The organism is Polaromonas sp. CG_23.6 (assembly GCF_029892315.1).
Classification (GTDB): domain Bacteria; phylum Pseudomonadota; class Gammaproteobacteria; order Burkholderiales; family Burkholderiaceae_C; genus Polaromonas.
On the sequence record NZ_JARXUY010000001.1, the window covers coordinates 1,692,472 to 1,709,162 of the forward strand.

Below are 16,691 nucleotides of genomic sequence, written 5' to 3' on the forward strand. Positions count from 1 at the left end.
GCATGACTGCCGGATTTATTGGAGCCCCGGGTTTGTTGACGTAATCAGGGGCTCGGTGAAGTAAGCGTTCAGGACAGGTTGAGCTCTTTGTGCTCGCCAAAATTTTTCGGTGGCTCGCCGGTGACAGCCGCCTTGGCCATGCGCACCAGCTGGACCATCTTGCTTTCCTTCACATCCCAGTATTCGGCATGGCCGATCAGGACTTCCAGCAGCGCGACGTCTGGATCGGTTGGGCCGCCCGGGAACCAGGCCTTGGCCATCGGCGTCCACAGCGTTTCTTTTTTGCCCATGTCTTCTACGATCAGCGCCTTGCCAGACACGGAAACATAGCTGTCTTCGCCGGTGTCGGCATAGGACACGTTGACGTTGTCGTCCTGAGCAATATGTTCAGCAATTTCGCCGCTGCGGGAAACGAAGAAGTACAAGCGGTTCCCTTCATCCATGTTTTTGTTTTGTGTCGTCAACGGCTGGCTGTGCATCATGCCGTTTGCGTGGCGGTGGACGAACATGCCGAACTTGATGTCCTTGATCAAATCCCAAAGTTTTTGATGCTCTGTTGTCGTGGTGGTTGACGTGGTGCTCATGAAATCTCCGTGAAGTGGTTGAGTTGCGCATTCAATTTAGGCCAGTGAATGCCAAACACGAATCAGCCGCTGGCTTGCCTGGCTGTCGGTACTTGCCGATAAGCCAGGTGTAAGAGATCAGTGGATTTCAGCCTGTTGCCAACGCTGTGTCGAATTCGGCTGTTTTTCAACGAGAACAGGCTTTTGCGCTTGCCTATCGTGTATTTTCTGCTATTAAAAAATATTTTCAGCTTGGAGGCTTAGTGGCTACGCGATCACGCTGACGTGTCAATCGAACGGGTTCAGTACAGCGCCTGGCAACACTTTGCCAGGCAAGCCGGCGGCCTGGTGTATTTCGGATCACTTCAACGTCATCTGACCGCTGTCAAAGCCGCCGACCCTAAAGCGCTTGCGCTGCAACGGGTCGTTTGGCATTTTTGTTCCAGGTTGGCCCGCTGCCTGCCAGAATGTGACTTGATGATTTACCCCAAAGGAGACTGCCATGGCCCATACGCCCACCCACGCTATCCCTGCCTCAAACGCTGCACATGCCTTTGCCTCCACCTTGCAGAGCTTTGAGACTGCTTCTGGGAAGGCGGGAAAGTTCCACTCCCTGCCGGCTCTGGCTGAACACTACCCCAGCGTCAAGCGTTTGCCGGTGTCGGTGCGCATCGTGCTGGAGTCGGTGCTGCGCAACTGCGACGGCAAGAAGGTCACGGCCGAGCATGTCGAGCAACTCGCCAATTGGCAGCCACAGGCCGACAGAAGTGAAGAAATTCCGTTTGTCGTCTCGCGTGTGGTGCTGCAGGACTTTACCGGCGTGCCGCTCCTGGCCGACCTGGCCGCGATGCGCAGTGTTGCCGTCAAGCTGGGCAAGGACCCGAAAGCCATCGAGCCCCTGGTGCCGGTCGATCTGGTGGTCGACCATTCGATCATGGTCGATTACTTTGGTACCAAGGACGCCATCGACCTGAACATGAGGCTTGAATTCCAGCGCAACCGCGAACGTTACGAATTCATGAAATGGGGCATGCAGGCGTTTGACACCTTTGGCGTCGTGCCGCCGGGCTTTGGCATCGTGCACCAGGTCAACCTCGAATTCCTGGCGCGCGGCGTGCACAAGACAAAAGATGACGTGTATTACCCCGACACCCTGGTTGGCACCGACAGCCACACCACCATGATCAACGGCATTGGCGTGGTCGGCTGGGGCGTGGGCGGCATTGAGGCCGAAGCCGCCATGCTCGGCCAGCCGGTGTATTTGCTGACGCCCGACGTGGTCGGCATGGAGCTGACCGGCAAGCTGCGCGAGGGCGTGACCGCCACCGACCTGGTGTTGCGCGTGACCGAAACCCTGCGCCGTGAAAAGGTGGTCGGCAAGTTTGTCGAATTCTTTGGCGAAGGCACGCGCTCTCTGGCCTTGCCTGACCGCGCCACCATTGGCAACATGGCGCCTGAATACGGCGCCACCATGGGCTTTTTCCCGGTGGATGAAAAGACCATCGACTACTTCCGGGGTACCGGCCGCACCGAAGAGGAAATCGAAACTTTCGAGGCTTACTTCAAGGCGCAAGGCCTGTTTGGCGTGGCCGCCGCCGGTGACATCGACTATTCGCAGGTCGTCAAGCTGAACCTCGATGACGTCACGCCCAGCCTGGCCGGCCCGAAACGGCCGCAGGACCGCATCGAACTGGGCAACGTTGCCAACCAGTTCCGCTCGCTTTACAGCAAGTCGAATGCTGAAAATGGTTTCAACCAGCCCGCCAGCACGCTCAATACGCGTCACCTGGTGTGCCCCCCCGACACGGAGCGAGCCAAGACGCTTCCGGGTGCGCCACCCACGCCCATGGGTGCCCAGCGCTCGGTGGTCGAAATGGAGGCTAACCGTCCGACACTGGCGATTGCGCATGGGGACCGCGGCCAGGCATCCAGCAATGACACGCCAGCGGCGCGGGCAGACTCAAAAGGCCTGACCGTGGGCAATGGCGACGTGCTGATTGCCGCCATCACCAGCTGCACCAACACGTCCAACCCCAGCGTGCTGCTGGCCGCCGGACTCTTGGCCAAGAAAGCGGTCGAGGCGGGTCTGCGCGTACAGCCGCATATCAAGACCTCGCTGGCGCCCGGCTCGCGCATCGTGACCGAGTACCTGACGGAAACGGGACTGATGCCTTACCTGGAGCAGCTCGGGTTTGACCTGGTCGGCTACGGTTGCACGACCTGCATCGGCAACTCGGGCGACCTGACGGCCGAGCTGAACGAGGCCATCAACGACAGTGACCTGGTCTGCGCTGCCGTGCTGTCAGGCAACCGCAATTTCGAGGCACGCATTCACCCGAACATCAAGGCCAACTTCCTGGCAAGCCCGCCACTGGTCGTCGCTTACGCGCTGGCCGGATCGGTATTGCGCGACCTGACCACCGAGTCGCTGGGCAAGGGCACGGACGGCAAGGAGGTGTTCCTGCGCGACGTGTGGCCGTCCAGTGACGAGATTCATGCGCTGATGAAGTTCGCCATGAACGGCGAAGCTTTCCGCGCAAATTACGCCAAGGTCAAGACCGAGCCCGGTGAGCTCTGGGCGGGTATTCATGGCGTGACCGGCAACGCCTACACCTGGCCGGACAGCACTTACATTGCAGAGCCGCCGTTTTTTAACGATTTTGCTATGGAAATGAAAGCGCCTTCCGCAGATGGAGCGGGCGCTACAGGCCAAAACAATGAGTTTTCCGTAAAGGGTGCGCGCATCATGGCGCTGTTTGGTGACTCGATCACCACCGACCACATTTCGCCAGCCGGCTCGATCAAGGGCAGCTCGCCCGCCGGACAGTGGTTGCAAGCCAACGGTGTGCAAAAGGCCGACTTCAACAGCTACGGTTCGCGCCGTGGCAACCACGACGTGATGATGCGCGGCACCTTTGCCAACGTGCGCATCAAGAACCTGATGATTCCGGCCGACAGGGACGGTTCGCGCGAGGAGGGCGGCGTCACGCTGTTCTACGCAGGGCACAACACGCCGGACAGCGCGATCGAGAAAATGCCGATTTACGATGCCGCCATGAAGTACATGGCAGAAAACACGCCGACGGTGATTTTTGCCGGCGAGGAATACGGCACCGGCTCGTCACGCGACTGGGCCGCCAAGGGCACGCAGCTGCTGGGCATCAAGGCGGTGGTGGCGCGCAGTTTCGAGCGCATTCACCGCAGCAACCTGGTCGGCATGGGTGTATTGCCGCTGCAGTTTTTGCCGGGCGAGTCGTGGGAGTCGCTCAAGCTCGTCGGTTCTGAAACCGTCGAGGTGATTCCGCACCCTGAACTGAAGCCGCAAAGCGAAGCCAAGCTGCGCATCACCCGCGCCGATGGCTCGCACCAGGAAGTCACGGTGATCTTGCGCGTTGACACGCCGATCGAGGTGGACTACTACCGCAATGGAGGCATCCTGCCTTACGTGCTGCGGCAGCTGCTCGCGCAATGAAGGTAGGCGCTGATTTTTTGCGCAGACACAAGGCTGGTGCTGAAGTCATGACCTGCGCAGCGTGCCGCGCATGACGCGTCAGGCCTTGATTGCCGGCGGCGGTATTGGCGGGCTGGCAGCGGCATTGGCCGCTTCGCGCGCGGGTTGGGATGTGCGGCTGTACGAGCGCGCTCTAGGCTTCAGCGAAGTTGGCGCGGGGGTCCAGCTGGGACCGAACGTGGTCAGGCTGCTGCATGGCTGGGGCCTGCAGGACGCACTGGAGCGGGTGGCGGCCTTTCCCCAGCGCCTTGTGGTGCGTGACGCCCTTTCATGTCAGGAACTGGGCACGATGCCGCTGGGCCAGCGGGCGCTGGAAAAATACGGCGCGCCTTATCTGACGCTTCACCGCTCCGACCTGCATGCGCTGCTTCTGCAGGCCGTGCAGGCACGGGATCAGGTGTGGCTCAAGCTGAACAGTTCCGTGATGGGTTATGCCGACAGTGGACGTGATGTCACCCTGCAGATGCAGCCTGCAACGGTGGCCACCCCTGGCCTGCATCCTGTGCAAGCTGCGCCATTGCTGGAAGTTGAAGGCGATGCGCTGATTGGCGCCGACGGGCTCTGGAGCCGCCTGCGCCAGCAGATGCTGAACGATGCGCCACCGCGTGTCACCGGTCACCTGGCTTACCGCGCCATGCTGTCGCAAGCCAGGCTGCCTGAGCGGCTGCGCAGCCAGCAGGTCACCGTCTGGCTGGGTCCGCGCCTGCATGTGGTGCATTACCCGGTTCGCAGCGGTGAATGGCTGAACGTGGTCGTCATCGTGCAGGGGCAGATTGCGGGCGACCTGCAAAGCTGGGACCACCATGCCAACGGGGCCGACCTGCAGCAAGCCATGGGTCAAACCGCCAAGCTGTTGCAGGACCTGATTCAGGCAGTGACCGATGGCGGCAACCAGGCTGAACCCAGCTGGCGTCTCTGGCCACTAAGCGACCGTCCCCCCATAACTGGCGCGTACCAGCAGGCACAAGGCCGCGTGGCCCTGCTAGGCGATGCAGCGCACCCGATGCGGCCCTACCTGGCGCAGGGCGCGGGCATGGCGATTGAAGATGCGGCAGAGCTGGGTTCGGTACTGGCTATGGCGCGAGACCCGGCTTTCGACGTGCCGACGGTGCTGCAGCGCTACGCACTAAACCGCTGGGAGCGCAATGCCCGGGTGCAGGCCCGGTCATTGCGCAACGGCCAGATATTCCATGCGCAGGGTCCGCTGCGCTGGGCACGCGATGCTTCAATGAAGCTGCTGGGAGAAAAGCTGCTCGACATCCCCTGGCTTTACGGTACCGCGCCCAGACTTTTGTAATTTGCTATTTAAAAGATAGCAATAAACCAATGTCAGTAAAGCGGTAGAGCCAATTAAGGGTAAAGGTGACAGGGTTGAAAAGAAAACTCCGGTCACGACAGCAGCCGGATCAGCGCATCCGGGTGAATGCCCCAGCCCGCCAATCCTGACAGTCCCATCAGTACGCCAAAGCCTGTGGGCACCAGCGCCACGAAGTACAACCACCATAAATGGGTCAGCGCCGTCACCGCCAGCAATGAAATCGCAATGGCCAGCAGCGCATCGGCCAGGTCAAACTGGTCATCCCGGAAGTTGGCGGCGTCGTAGTCCCTCTGGTCTTGCTCGGCCTGAGCCTTCAGCGCATCTTTCTTTTTGGCCTGATCCGCGGCCAGTTGCGCATACTGCTCGATCGCTTGCTGGTAATTTTCGCGTTCAGAGGCAGGCTGAGACGGCGCTGCGAGCCGCAGTTGAAGCAACGTTCCCTTGGCAACTTCTTCGCGTATGTTGCGCGCCTGGTAGAAATTCCAGTGGTCAATCTTGTTGGCCTGGGCCTGCTGCATGGATTGGACAATGTTGTCGTCCTTGACCTTGCAGATGCCCATGAATGTGGCCAACAGCGCCACCGTGATGGCGACGCACTGGTTCAGCTTGCGGAATTTTGAAAAAGCAGATTCATCCGCTTCCTGTGACGAAAGGGTTTCAAGTGGATCGATGGCCATAGCGCCTGCCCTACCGTGAAAACCACATCCGCTGGAAAACGCCGTCTTTGTCAATCACCAAATGCTTGAGCCCTGCCAGCACATGCAGCGACACCAGCACCACCAGAATCCAGGCAGTCAACGAATGCGCCTCGAAGAACGTTTCTGCCAGGTCGTGGTTGGCGTCCAACACGCGGGGCAGGGCAGTGCCGAAAAACACGATGCCTTTGTTGCTCAGCAATGACCCGATGATGCCGAAGGTCGGCATGGCGATCATGGCGGCGTACAGCAGCCCGTGTGTTGCCCGTGATGCGTTGACCTGCCAGGACGGCACGCTGGCCGGCAAAGGCCGGGGTGGATGACTCAATCGCCAGACCAGGCGTAAAAGCACCAGCCCGGCAATCACCAGGCCAATGGATTTGTGCAGGTTGAAGAACCAGGCGCTGCCCGGATCGTCTTCAATCTCCAGCATGTACCAGCCCAGCGCAACCATGCCGATGATCAGGACGGCCAGCGTCCAGTGAAGCAATATGGCAAGGGGTGCATAGGGTTTGCTGCTGATCGCTGGAATAGAGCTGGGTGCGCGCATCGAGTTTCTTTTTTTGAGTGGTTATCAGGCGCTTGGATGAGTTGATAAAAGCCGATGAAGCTTTCGCCAGATTTGTATGTGGATCGTAAAACCGCCGTCTTAAAGGAAGATTAAGCCGCGCGGCTTTGCACGCGTTGCCAATTTTCCGACTTTGTCTACTGCCAGCCAAAACGCCGGATGTAATAGCGTTTCATCAGCGTTGTCAGCACCGCGTAGCCCAGCAATATCGCCACCAGCCAGCCAAAGTAGGCCATCGGCAGCGCTTCGAGCTTGAAATAGCTGGCCAGCGGTCCCATCGGCAGAAAAATACCCGCCACCATGATGAGCAGCGTCATGACCAGCAGGGGCCAGGCCGCGCGGCTTTCAATGAACGGGATTTTCGGCGTGCGGATCATGTGCACGATCAGTGTTTGCGTCAGGAGGCCGACGACAAACCAGCCCGACTGGAACAGCGTCTGGTTGTCGAGTGAATTGGCCTTGAACACGTACCACATCACCACAAACGTGGTGATGTCGAAAATCGAGCTGATCGGCCCGAAAAAAATCATGAAACGGCGGATATCGTCGGGGTTCCATTTCAGGGGCTTGCTGACCAGTTCGGCATCGACGTTGTCAAACGGAATGGCGATTTGCGACACGTCGTACAACAGGTTTTGCACCAGCAGCTGCAGTGGCAGCATCGGCAAAAATGGCAAAAACACACTCGCGATCAGCACTGAAAACACGTTGCCAAAGTTTGAGCTGGCTGTCATGCGGATGTATTTCAGCATGTTGCTGAAGGTCTTGCGGCCTTCGATCACGCCTTCTTCGAGCACCATCAGGCTGCGTTCGAGCAGGATGATGTCGGCCGCTTCCTTGGCAATATCGACAGCGGTATCGACCGAAATGCCGATGTCGGCGGCACGCAGCGCCGGCGCGTCGTTGATGCCGTCGCCCATGAAGCCGACGACGTGGCCGTTGCTGCGCAGGCTGCGCACGATGCGCTCCTTGTTCAGCGGCGAGAGCTTGGCAAAAATGGTGTGCTGCTCGACCGCTTTGGCCAGTGCCTGATCGTTCATCGTGTCAATTTGCGGACCCAGCACGATGCCTTCGACCACCAGGCCAACCTGACGGCAGACTTCGGCCGTCACCAGCTCGTTGTCGCCGGTCAGCACCTTCACGGTAATACCGTTCTCGGCCAGCGCCTTGAGGGCGGGCGCCGTCGATTCCTTGGGCGGGTCAAGAAAAGCGATGTAGCCAATCAAGGTCAATTCTGACTCGTCAGCCACCGAGTAAGCCACCTGATCGGGCGGAATTTCCTTCATGGCGACGGCCACCACACGCAGGCCGTCTTCGTTCAGGTCGCGGGTGACATGGTGCACCCGCGCCAGCATGGCGGCGTCGAGCCGCACTGTCTGGTCGCCGTCGCGCACATGGGTGCAGGCGGCGACGACTTCTTCCACCGCACCCTTGCAGATCAGCTCATGGTGATGCTCGCGTTCCGACACCACCACCGACATGCGGCGGCGCTGGAAATCAAAGGGGATTTCATCGATCTTTTTGTAATTTTCGGTCAGCTGCAGGTCGGTGAGCACCTCGACATGCTCCAGCACGGCGCGGTCCAGCAGGTTTTTCAGGCCGGTCTGGTAGTAGCTGTTGAGGTAGGCAAACCCCAGCACCTCTTCGGATTCGTGGCCAAACACATCGGTGTGGCGGGCCAGCGCAATCTTGTCCTGCGTGAGCGTGCCGGTCTTGTCGGTGCACAGCACATTCATGGCGCCAAAGTTCTGGATGGCATCCAGCCGCTTGACGATGACTTTTTTGCGCGACAGGATCACCGCGCCTTTGGCCAGTGTTGAAGTGACGATCATGGGCAGCATTTCAGGCGTCAGGCCGACTGCCACCGACAACGCAAACAAAAACGCTTCGGTCCAGTTGCCCTTGGTAAAGCCGTTGATCAGCAGCACGATGGGCACCATGACAAAGGCGAATCGGATCAGCAGCCAGCTGACCTTGTTGACGCCGACCTGAAAGGCATTGACTTCGGAAGTGTTGGCGGTGACGCGGGTGGCCAGCGTGCCGAAATAAGTGCTGTTGCCGGTGGTCAGAATGACCACCGTGGCCGATCCCGACACGACGTTGGTGCCCATGAACACCAGATTGGCCATCTGCAACGCGCTGTCCACTGAACCCTTGGCATCCGGAAATTTTTCGACCGGCAGCGATTCGCCGGTCATGGCCGACTGGCTGACAAACAGGTCCTTGGCCAGCATCACCCGGCTATCGGCCGGAATCATGTCGCCGGCCGACAACAGCACGATGTCACCCGGCACCAGTTGCTTGATGTGCAACTCGATCTGGCCGGCGGGCTGCATGCCCGGTACGTTTTCGGGTGGATGGCTTGTGTCAGCGGCTTGTTCCACACGCCGGATCACGGTCGCGGTGTTGCTGACCAGCTCTTTCAACGCCAGGGCAGCGTGGTTGGAGCGCCTTTCCTGAATGAAGCGGATCAGTGTCGAGAGCGTCACCATGCTGCCGATCACGATGGCCGCCTTGATGTCTTCTGTGAAATAAGACACGACGGCCAGCACGGTCAGCAACAGGTTGAACGGGTTTTTGTAGCTCAGCCACAGGTGCAGCCACCAAGGCATGGGCTTTTCGTGTTCCACCTCGTTCGGGCCAACCCGGGCGCGTATGGCGTCGGCTTCGGCAATGCTCAGGCCTTCCTTGCGGGTATTGAGTTGCGCCAGTATGTCGGGCAGGTCTTGCCGGGCCCTTTGCACCAGTTGCTGGTTCAGCTGGTCAGGAACGGCAGCGGCACGGCCTTCCCTGGGCAGCGATTCCAGAATGACCCGGCGGCTAAACAGGTGGCGGGTGTGCCGAGATTCGAGAAAGTGGCCAAACAATTGATTGAAAAAGATCATGGATTTTTTTGTTTTGGCCGGCGTTTTGCCGGATGACCCGCTGGCGTGGCTGGAATCTACACGATTAATGTTTAAGAAACCTTAAGCCTACAAATCCGTGCAGACCGGGCAAGCCGAACGGATCCACGGAGCCAACGGGCTGGCAAGACCTGTCGGGTCGGGTTGTGCCAATCCAATCTAATATGCTATTTAATCTATAGCTATGAACACAATATCTGCTTGCGCAAAAGCCTATTTTTTCTTGAAAAATTGGTCAAACAGTGCGGTCAGGGCAGCAAAGTCCTGGGTGAAGCGTTCGCTGTTCACGAAGTACGCTTCGCAGGCGACGGCAAAGAATTCCGCCGGTGCGCTGGCGCCATAGGCGTCGAGCCAGGGCGGCGCCGCGCCAAAGCGCTCGGCCATGGCGACCTGCTCGCAAAAGCGCTCGTAGGCGGCCTGCATCGTGTCGTGCCAGGCGGCGTGGGCCGCGCGCGAGGGCAGGGGCGGGCAGCCGTCGGCTGCGCCGTCCCGCATGTCGATCTTGTGGATGAACTCGTGGATGACGACGTTGTGGCCGCGCTCGGCCGAATCGCCTGAAGCGGCCACGTCCTGCCAGCTCAGGGTGACCGGACCGCCCTGCATGGCTTCGCCCAGCAGCGCTTCGCGGTAGTCGTGGACCACGCCGGCGGGGTCGATGGCCTTGCGCCGCGCCAGCATGGCGCCGGAATGCACGACGATGCCAGCGAAATCGTCATACCAGTCGAGTCCCAGGTGCAGCACCGGCAAACAGGCCTGTGCAGCAATGGCCACGGCCATGTCGTCGGTCACTTCCAGGTCGTGTGCGCCGGTGAATTCCTTGTGCAACAGGAACCGTCCCACAAGCAGGCGAAGTGACTGCCGGTCGGCACCGGGAAGCCGTGCCAGGAAAGGGTAATGCTGCAGCGTGCGTTGCCAGAGTGCTTCGGGAATTTCCTTGGGGCGCGCGCCGGGCAGGCCCAGGGCGCCTGCCAGACTGTTCAGCCAGTTCAGCATTGCACTGGTCTCATCCAACCGGCAGGGCGATGCGCTGCAGGCCGCTGCTGTCCAGCCGAAGCACCTCGGCGCGCGGCACTCTGGCGCCGGCGTCCCAGTCGCTCAACACCACGCGCGACAGCGCCTTGCCCAGGTCGTGCAACGCAGGCTTGTGGGTGTGGCCGTGAATCAGCGTGCGCGCATGCGCTGTCTCCAGCCACTGGCGGGCAGCGTTGGAGTCCACGTCGCCATAGTCCATGCCGGAGCGCTTGCGCGCTTCACTCTGACTGCGCATCTGGCGCGCCATGGCCTGGCGCTCAACCAATGGCCGGGCCAGGAAGGCTTGCTGCCAGCCGGGGCTGCGCACTTGCTGCCGGAAGGCCATGTAATCGGTGTCATCCAGGCACAGCGCATCGCCATGCGACAGCAACCAGCGCTGTCCGGCAAAGCTCAGTACGGTCGGGTCGTCCAGCAGGCGGGCGTGGCAAGCCGCCATGAAGGCCGGGCCAACCAAAAAGTCACGGTTGCCATGCATGAAAAAAAGTGCCAGCCGGCGGCCTGTCTCGGTCAGCACGCTGGCGCAGCGGTTTTCAAATCCGGATTCGGGGTGGTCTTGGAAATCAGCGCTGACGGCATCGTCGCCGACCCAGACTTCGAACAGGTCGCCCAGTATGAACACCGCATCGGCTGGCGTGTCCCTTAAATAAGCCTGCCAGGCCATGAAGGTGGTGGGCTCGTCGGCGTTCAGATGCAGGTCGGAAATGAAATCGACCGTGCGCCACGATGATGGAGCCACAAGCTCGCTGAAAGGGGGCACGGTCGCAAACGAGGGCATGGAGGACTCAGTCAGGCTCAGTCCGGCTGCCGGGTCAAGCTAGCTCGACGGCTTTTTCGATGATCACGTCTTCAACTGGCACGTCGTCATGAAAACCCTTGCGACCGGTCTTGACGGCCTTGATCTGGTCCACCACCTCGGTGCCGGAAACGACCTTGCCGAACACGGCGTAACCCCAACCCGAAGCGTTCTGGCCGGTGTGATTCAAAAAGCCGTTGTTGCCGACGTTGATGAAGAACTGCGAACTGGCCGAATGCGGCGCGTTGGTGCGCGCCATGGCGACGGTGTACATGTCGTTCTTCAGGCCGTTGGTGGCTTCGTTCTCGATCTCGCCGTCGGTCGGCTTTTGCGTCATGCCGACCGCAAAGCCGCCGCCCTGGACCATGAAGCCGGGAATCACGCGGTGGAACACGGTGCCATCGTAATGGCCCTTGTTGACATAGTTCAGGAAGTTGGCGACCGACTTGGGTGCTTTTTCAGCGTCAAGTTCCAGGGTGATGACGCCGTATTTGGCAATGTGCAGTTCGACTTTTGGATTGCTCATGAAATTTCCTTTAAAAGTGGGTTAATTGACGAGGGTTGCGGATTTGATCATGACCGGCGTCTTGGGAACGTCCGACGGGAAGGGGCCGCCGCTGCCGGTAGGCACAGACTTGATCTTGCCCACGACGTCCATGCCGCTGATAACCTTGCCGAACACGGTGTAGCCGGGGGCTTGCGTGCCCGGGTTCAGGAAGTCATTGTCTTTCACGTTGATGAAAAACTGCGACGTGGCGGAATTGGGGTCATTTGTGCGGGCCATTGCCAGCGTGCCGACGACATTTTTCGGGCCACCCTTGGCCAACGCCTCGCGGCCTTCATGCACCACCGGGGCGCGGGTTTTCTTTTCGGCGTAAGCCCCATCGTAGCCGCCGCCCTGCACCATGAAGTTGTTGATCACCCGGTGAAAAATCGTGCCGTCGTAGTGCTTGTCCTTGACGTACTGGAGAAAATTCTCGACTGTCTTGGGCGCCTTGTCGGGATAGACCTCGACCACGAAATCGCCTTCGCTGGTGGCAAATTTGACCTTGGGCGCGGCCGGATCGGCCGCCAGCGCGACGCCGGCGCTCAGAGTAAGAGCGGCCAGCAGGAGCGTTGCGCTGCGGCGGGTGAAAAGGGTGCGTGAAATGTTCATGGGGTGAATCTTTTTCAAAAGTTAAGTGTTGATTTCAAGGCGCCTTGGCAGGTGCGGCAGCTTTTACGGCAGGTGTCAGCAACTGGTTGACCAGGGCCAGTTTGGGGGGCAGCGCGGCGTTCGCGGCATTGAGCTGCAGCGCACGGCTATAAGACTGGCTGGCCAGCCGCGCATACACGTCGCCCATGTTTTCATGGGCCACGGCATAGCGCGGGTTCAGCCGAATCGCCATGTCCAGCGATTCCCGGGCCTTGTTGAACTGGCCCAGGCCGGCATACAGCACGGCCAGGTTGTTGTAAGGCTCAGGCAGTTCGGGAAAGTCGCGGTTGAGCTGGGCAAAGGTTTCCATGGCTTCAGCGGTCTGGGCAGATCCGCTCTGGATCACGCCCTTGAGGAAACGCATCTGCGGATCGCGCGGCTTGGCGGCCAGGTAGCGATCGGCGCTGGCCAAAGCCTGCGGGAACTGTCCGGCGCTGATCAACTGGTTGACATCGGTGTACTCGTCGGCGTGGACTGCCGGCGCTCCCAACAGCGCGAGCAGCAAAAGGCTGGCCGGCACGAATGACAAGGGTTTGCAGAAAAGAACGGCTCGCAAGGGCATAGGACTCTCGTTGTTTTTGGGCAAACAGGGGACCGCGCCAAGGCGCAATGTGGCTGGCTGGCTAGCCGGCCACAGCCGCATTGGCAGCACCCTGACAGGCATTCGAACCGGCTCGATAGACTGTTTAATTCTAGCCGAGGGGGTATAGTCACCCTCCTTGCCCTGTTGTTCCTTGCCGGTTTTTGCCGAAGAATTTCGCTTCTGTTTCAGCGCCATCGCCGCCGGTGGCGCCCGGATATTCAGGTTTTCCTTTTTCCTTCCTCTGGCATTTTCACGTCAGACCACGCATCCAGACAATTTTCATGAGCCTTCGCATTTACAACACGCTGTCGCGTGCCGCAGAAGATTTTTCCCCTATTGTTCCCGGCCAGGTCCGCATGTATGTTTGCGGCATGACGATTTACGATCTTTGCCACATCGGCCATGCACGCATGATGATGGCTTTTGACGTGGTGCAGCGCTGGCTCAAGGTCAGCGGCTACCAGGTCACCTATGTGCGCAACATCACCGACATCGACGACAAGATCATCAAGCGCGCCGTCGAACGCGGCATCACGATTCGCGCCCTGACCGACGAGATGATTCAGGCCATGCACCAGGACATTGGCGCCCTGGCCATCGAGCCGCCGACACTCGAGCCGCGCGCAACCGACTACGTGCCGCAAATGCTGGCGATGATCGGCACCCTTGAGAAAAAAGGGCTGGCCTACCGTGGCTCGGGCGGCGACATGAACTATGCGGTGCGCAAGTTTCCCGGCTATGGCAAGCTGTCGGGCAAGTCGCTTGACGAGCTGCGCGCCGGCGAGCGGGTGGCGGTGCTTGAAGGCAAGGACGACCCGCTGGACTTCGTGCTGTGGAAATCGGCAAAAGAAAGCGAACCGGAAGACGCCAAGTGGGACAGCGCCGCCTTGGGCCATGACTATGGAAAAGGCCGGCCCGGCTGGCACATTGAGTGCTCGGCCATGAGCTGCGCCACGCTGGGCGAGACGTTCGACATCCACGGCGGCGGGGCTGATTTGCAGTTTCCGCACCACGAGAACGAGATTGCCCAGAGCGAAGGCGCCAACGGCGAGCCGCTGGCGCGCTTCTGGGTGCACAACGGTTTTGTGCGCGTGGACAACGAAAAAATGTCCAAGTCGCTGGGCAATTTTTTCACCATTCGCGAGGTACTGGAAAAGTACGACGCCGAGACGGTTCGCTTTTTCATTCTTCGCGCGCACTACCGCAGCGCGCTGAACTACAGCGACGCGCACCTGGACGACGCGCGCAATTCCCTCAAGCGCTTGTATACCGCGTTAGGCTTGGTCACTCCGGCCGATGTGGTGATTGATTGGTCCAAGCCGTTTGCCGCCCGCTTCAAGGCGGCCATGGACGAAGACTTTGGCACGCCTGAAGCGATGGCCGTGCTGTTTGACCTGGCGGGCGAGGTGAACCGGACCGGTTCGGCCGAACTGGCGGGGCTGCTGAAAAGCCTGGGCGGCTGCCTGGGCCTGCTGCAGGGCCAGCCTGCGGCATACCTGCAAGCCGGCTCCACGCTGGACGACGCCAGCATCCAGGCGCTGATCATGCAACGCGCCGATGCCAAGAAAGCCCGCGACTTCGCGGCTGCCGACCGCATCCGCAGCGAACTGCTGGACCAGGGCATCGTGCTGAAGGACACGTCCCAGGGAACCACCTGGGAGGTGACATCGTGAAACATTCAATATTTTCAAGCCTTTTAGGCCGTTCCCGCATATCTGACGAGTGTTTTAAGCTATGAAAAACATAGTAAATTCAGAGGTCGCCACCTCGGTGCCCATTGAACTGACAGACAAGGCCGGCGCGCCCCAACCGGCCATCGTTGTGCCGCCGTACTGGCATGACGCGTGCAAGCACCTGGTCAAGAAGGACCGGGTCATGAAACGCCTGATTCCGCAGTTCGGCAACACCTGCCTGCAGTCGCGCGGCGACGCCTTCAGCACGCTGGCGCGCAGCATTGTCGGCCAGCAGATTTCGGTGAAGGCCGCGCAGACCGTCTGGCACCGCTTTGCCGCCTTGCCCGCTGAAATGACACCCGCGCATGTGCTGCGCCTGAAGATTCACGACATGCGCGCAGCCGGCCTGAGCGCGCGCAAGGTCGAATACTTGGTCGACCTGTCGATCCATTTCGACGCCGGCCGCGTCCATGTGCAGGACTGGCAGGCGATGGACGATGAAACCATCATTGCCGAGTTGATTGCCATTCGCGGCATTGGCCGCTGGACGGCCGAGATGTTCTTGATGTTCTACTTGACGCGGCCCAACGTGCTGCCGCTCGACGATGTCGGGCTGATCAACGGCATCAGCCACAACTATTTTTCCGGCGAATCGGTCAGCCGCAGCGATGCGCGTGAAGTCGCCGCCGCCTGGGCGCCGTACTGCAGCGTGGCGACTTGGTATATTTGGCGTTCGCTGGACCCGAAAATTGTGCCCGGCGCCTGAGGGCCGGTGTGCCGCGCGCTTCGCAACCTGCCTGACCAAGCATTGAAAGTCTGAGGATTACCATGGCAAAAAAGACCTTTCTCGATTTCGAGCAGCCGATTGCGGAGCTTGAAGGAAAAATCGAAGAATTGCGTTATGTGCAAACCGAGTCGGCGGTCGATATTTCGGATGAAATAGAGCAGCTGGCCAAAAAAAGCCAGCAACTCACCAAGGACATCTACAGCGTCCTGACGCCCTGGCAGATCACCAAGATCGCCCGCCATGCCGAGCGGCCTTACACCCTGGACTACATCCGGGACATCTTCACGGATTTTGTCGAACTGCATGGCGACCGCCATTTTGCCGACGACCTGAGCATCGTCGGCGGCCTTGCCCGCTTCAACGGCAATGCCTGCATGGTGCTCGGCCATCAAAAAGGCCGCGACACCAAGGAGCGCGGTTTGCGCAACTTCGGCATGAGCAAGCCCGAGGGCTACCGCAAGGCACTGCGACTGATGAAGACGGCTGAAAAATTCAGGCTGCCGGTGTTCACCTTTGTCGACACGCCGGGCGCGTACCCGGGCATCGAAGCCGAGGAGCGCGGCCAGTCCGAGGCTATCGGCCGCAACATCTTCGAAATGGCGCAGCTTGAAGTGCCGATCATCACCACCATCATCGGCGAGGGTGGCTCCGGCGGCGCGCTGGCCATTTCGGTGGCCGACCAGGTGGTGATGCTGCAGTATTCGATCTATTCGGTCATCAGCCCCGAAGGCTGCGCGTCGATTTTGTGGAAAACGTCCGAAAAGGCGCAGGACGCGGCCGAAGCGCTGGGCATCACCGCGCACCGGCTCAAGGCGCTGGGCGTCATCGACAAGATCGTCAACGAGCCGGTCGGCGGCGCGCACCGCGACCCGAAGCAGATGTCGGCTTTCCTCAAGCGCGCCCTGAACGATGCCTTCCGTCAGGTCAGCGATTTAAAGGGCAAGGAATTGCTCGACCGTCGCTATGACCGGTTGCAAAGCTATGGGCGTTTTATTGACACAAAAGCTGAATTGATCAAGTAGTGTAACTAAATGAAAGTAAAATACAAATTGTTTCAACTTTGTATTTGA

14 protein-coding genes are annotated in these 16,691 nt (G+C 59.9%); 5 read left to right on the top strand and 9 right to left on the bottom strand.

The genetic code is table 11. The features are described 5' to 3' along the window. Positions 1-68: 68 nt before the first annotated feature. Positions 69-584, bottom strand: coding sequence for a pyridoxamine 5'-phosphate oxidase family protein (locus H4V98_RS08000; RefSeq protein ID WP_196861736.1), 516 nt, complete (start codon positions 582-584; stop codon positions 69-71). A gap of 481 nt (positions 585-1,065) precedes the next feature. Between H4V98_RS08000 and H4V98_RS08005 the strand changes: the two genes are divergently transcribed. Beyond that, positions 1,066-4,035, top strand: coding sequence for an aconitate hydratase (locus tag H4V98_RS08005; protein ID WP_280757416.1), 2,970 nt, complete (start codon positions 1,066-1,068; stop codon positions 4,033-4,035). Between the two features lie 70 nt (positions 4,036-4,105). Further along, on the top strand, positions 4,106-5,371 hold the full coding sequence (locus tag H4V98_RS08010; RefSeq protein ID WP_280757417.1) for an FAD-dependent monooxygenase: 1,266 nt from the start codon (positions 4,106-4,108) through the stop codon (positions 5,369-5,371). Positions 5,372-5,463: 92 nt separating this feature from the next. On the opposite strand, the gene H4V98_RS08015 is transcribed toward H4V98_RS08010, so the two are convergent. The 8 genes from H4V98_RS08015 to H4V98_RS08050 form a co-directional block, all read right to left on the bottom strand. Continuing rightward, the gene (locus H4V98_RS08015) at positions 5,464-6,069 is read right to left on the bottom strand and encodes a DUF4337 domain-containing protein (protein WP_196861739.1); all 606 of its coding nucleotides are present in this window, start codon (positions 6,067-6,069) and stop codon (positions 5,464-5,466) included. 10 nt (positions 6,070-6,079) lie between these two features. Next, positions 6,080-6,637, bottom strand: coding sequence for a cytochrome b (locus H4V98_RS08020; RefSeq protein WP_196861740.1), 558 nt, complete (start codon positions 6,635-6,637; stop codon positions 6,080-6,082). A gap of 155 nt (positions 6,638-6,792) precedes the next feature. Further along, positions 6,793-9,540, bottom strand: a complete 2,748-nt coding sequence (gene mgtA / locus H4V98_RS08025; RefSeq protein ID WP_280757418.1) for a magnesium-translocating P-type ATPase — start codon at positions 9,538-9,540, stop codon at positions 6,793-6,795. A 231-nt stretch (positions 9,541-9,771) separates the two neighbouring features. Continuing rightward, complete coding sequence (locus H4V98_RS08030) at positions 9,772-10,551, bottom strand: M90 family metallopeptidase (protein WP_196861742.1); 780 nt, start codon at positions 10,549-10,551, stop codon at positions 9,772-9,774. A 10-nt stretch (positions 10,552-10,561) separates the two neighbouring features. After that, positions 10,562-11,365, bottom strand: a complete 804-nt coding sequence (locus H4V98_RS08035; protein WP_196861743.1) for a UDP-2,3-diacylglucosamine diphosphatase — start codon at positions 11,363-11,365, stop codon at positions 10,562-10,564. Positions 11,366-11,399: 34 nt separating this feature from the next. Beyond that, the gene (locus H4V98_RS08040; RefSeq protein ID WP_196861744.1) at positions 11,400-11,909 is read right to left on the bottom strand and encodes a peptidylprolyl isomerase; all 510 of its coding nucleotides are present in this window, start codon (positions 11,907-11,909) and stop codon (positions 11,400-11,402) included. Between the two features lie 21 nt (positions 11,910-11,930). Further along, on the bottom strand, positions 11,931-12,539 hold the full coding sequence (locus H4V98_RS08045) for a peptidylprolyl isomerase (RefSeq protein ID WP_196861745.1): 609 nt from the start codon (positions 12,537-12,539) through the stop codon (positions 11,931-11,933). Positions 12,540-12,573: 34 nt separating this feature from the next. Then, entirely contained in the window at positions 12,574-13,140 is a 567-nt protein-coding gene (locus H4V98_RS08050) for a tetratricopeptide repeat protein (protein ID WP_196861746.1), read from the bottom strand. A 302-nt stretch (positions 13,141-13,442) separates the two neighbouring features. Between H4V98_RS08050 and cysS the strand changes: the two genes are divergently transcribed. From cysS to H4V98_RS08065, 3 genes are all read left to right on the top strand, one after another. Further along, complete coding sequence (gene cysS / locus H4V98_RS08055; protein WP_196861747.1) at positions 13,443-14,834, top strand: cysteine--tRNA ligase; 1,392 nt, start codon at positions 13,443-13,445, stop codon at positions 14,832-14,834. 61 nt (positions 14,835-14,895) lie between these two features. Further along, complete coding sequence (locus tag H4V98_RS08060) at positions 14,896-15,600, top strand: DNA-3-methyladenine glycosylase 2 family protein (protein ID WP_196861748.1); 705 nt, start codon at positions 14,896-14,898, stop codon at positions 15,598-15,600. 62 nt (positions 15,601-15,662) lie between these two features. Further along, the gene (locus H4V98_RS08065; RefSeq protein WP_196861749.1) at positions 15,663-16,643 is read left to right on the top strand and encodes an acetyl-CoA carboxylase carboxyltransferase subunit alpha; all 981 of its coding nucleotides are present in this window, start codon (positions 15,663-15,665) and stop codon (positions 16,641-16,643) included. The last annotated feature ends 48 nt before the right edge of the window (positions 16,644-16,691 follow it).

Coding starts and splice junctions, on each gene's coding strand:
- H4V98_RS08000 (WP_196861736.1), bottom strand. CDS start 584: ATGAGCACCACGTCAACCACCACGACAACAGAGCATCAAAAACTTTGG.
- H4V98_RS08005 (WP_280757416.1), top strand. CDS start 1,066: ATGGCCCATACGCCCACCCACGCTATCCCTGCCTCAAACGCTGCACAT.
- H4V98_RS08010 (WP_280757417.1), top strand. CDS start 4,106: ATGACGCGTCAGGCCTTGATTGCCGGCGGCGGTATTGGCGGGCTGGCA.
- H4V98_RS08015 (WP_196861739.1), bottom strand. CDS start 6,069: ATGGCCATCGATCCACTTGAAACCCTTTCGTCACAGGAAGCGGATGAA.
- H4V98_RS08020 (WP_196861740.1), bottom strand. CDS start 6,637: ATGCGCGCACCCAGCTCTATTCCAGCGATCAGCAGCAAACCCTATGCA.
- mgtA (WP_280757418.1), bottom strand. CDS start 9,540: ATGATCTTTTTCAATCAATTGTTTGGCCACTTTCTCGAATCTCGGCAC.
- H4V98_RS08030 (WP_196861742.1), bottom strand. CDS start 10,551: ATGCTGAACTGGCTGAACAGTCTGGCAGGCGCCCTGGGCCTGCCCGGC.
- H4V98_RS08035 (WP_196861743.1), bottom strand. CDS start 11,365: ATGCCCTCGTTTGCGACCGTGCCCCCTTTCAGCGAGCTTGTGGCTCCA.
- H4V98_RS08040 (WP_196861744.1), bottom strand. CDS start 11,909: ATGAGCAATCCAAAAGTCGAACTGCACATTGCCAAATACGGCGTCATC.
- H4V98_RS08045 (WP_196861745.1), bottom strand. CDS start 12,539: ATGAACATTTCACGCACCCTTTTCACCCGCCGCAGCGCAACGCTCCTG.
- H4V98_RS08050 (WP_196861746.1), bottom strand. CDS start 13,140: ATGCCCTTGCGAGCCGTTCTTTTCTGCAAACCCTTGTCATTCGTGCCG.
- cysS (WP_196861747.1), top strand. CDS start 13,443: ATGAGCCTTCGCATTTACAACACGCTGTCGCGTGCCGCAGAAGATTTT.
- H4V98_RS08060 (WP_196861748.1), top strand. CDS start 14,896: ATGAAAAACATAGTAAATTCAGAGGTCGCCACCTCGGTGCCCATTGAA.
- H4V98_RS08065 (WP_196861749.1), top strand. CDS start 15,663: ATGGCAAAAAAGACCTTTCTCGATTTCGAGCAGCCGATTGCGGAGCTT.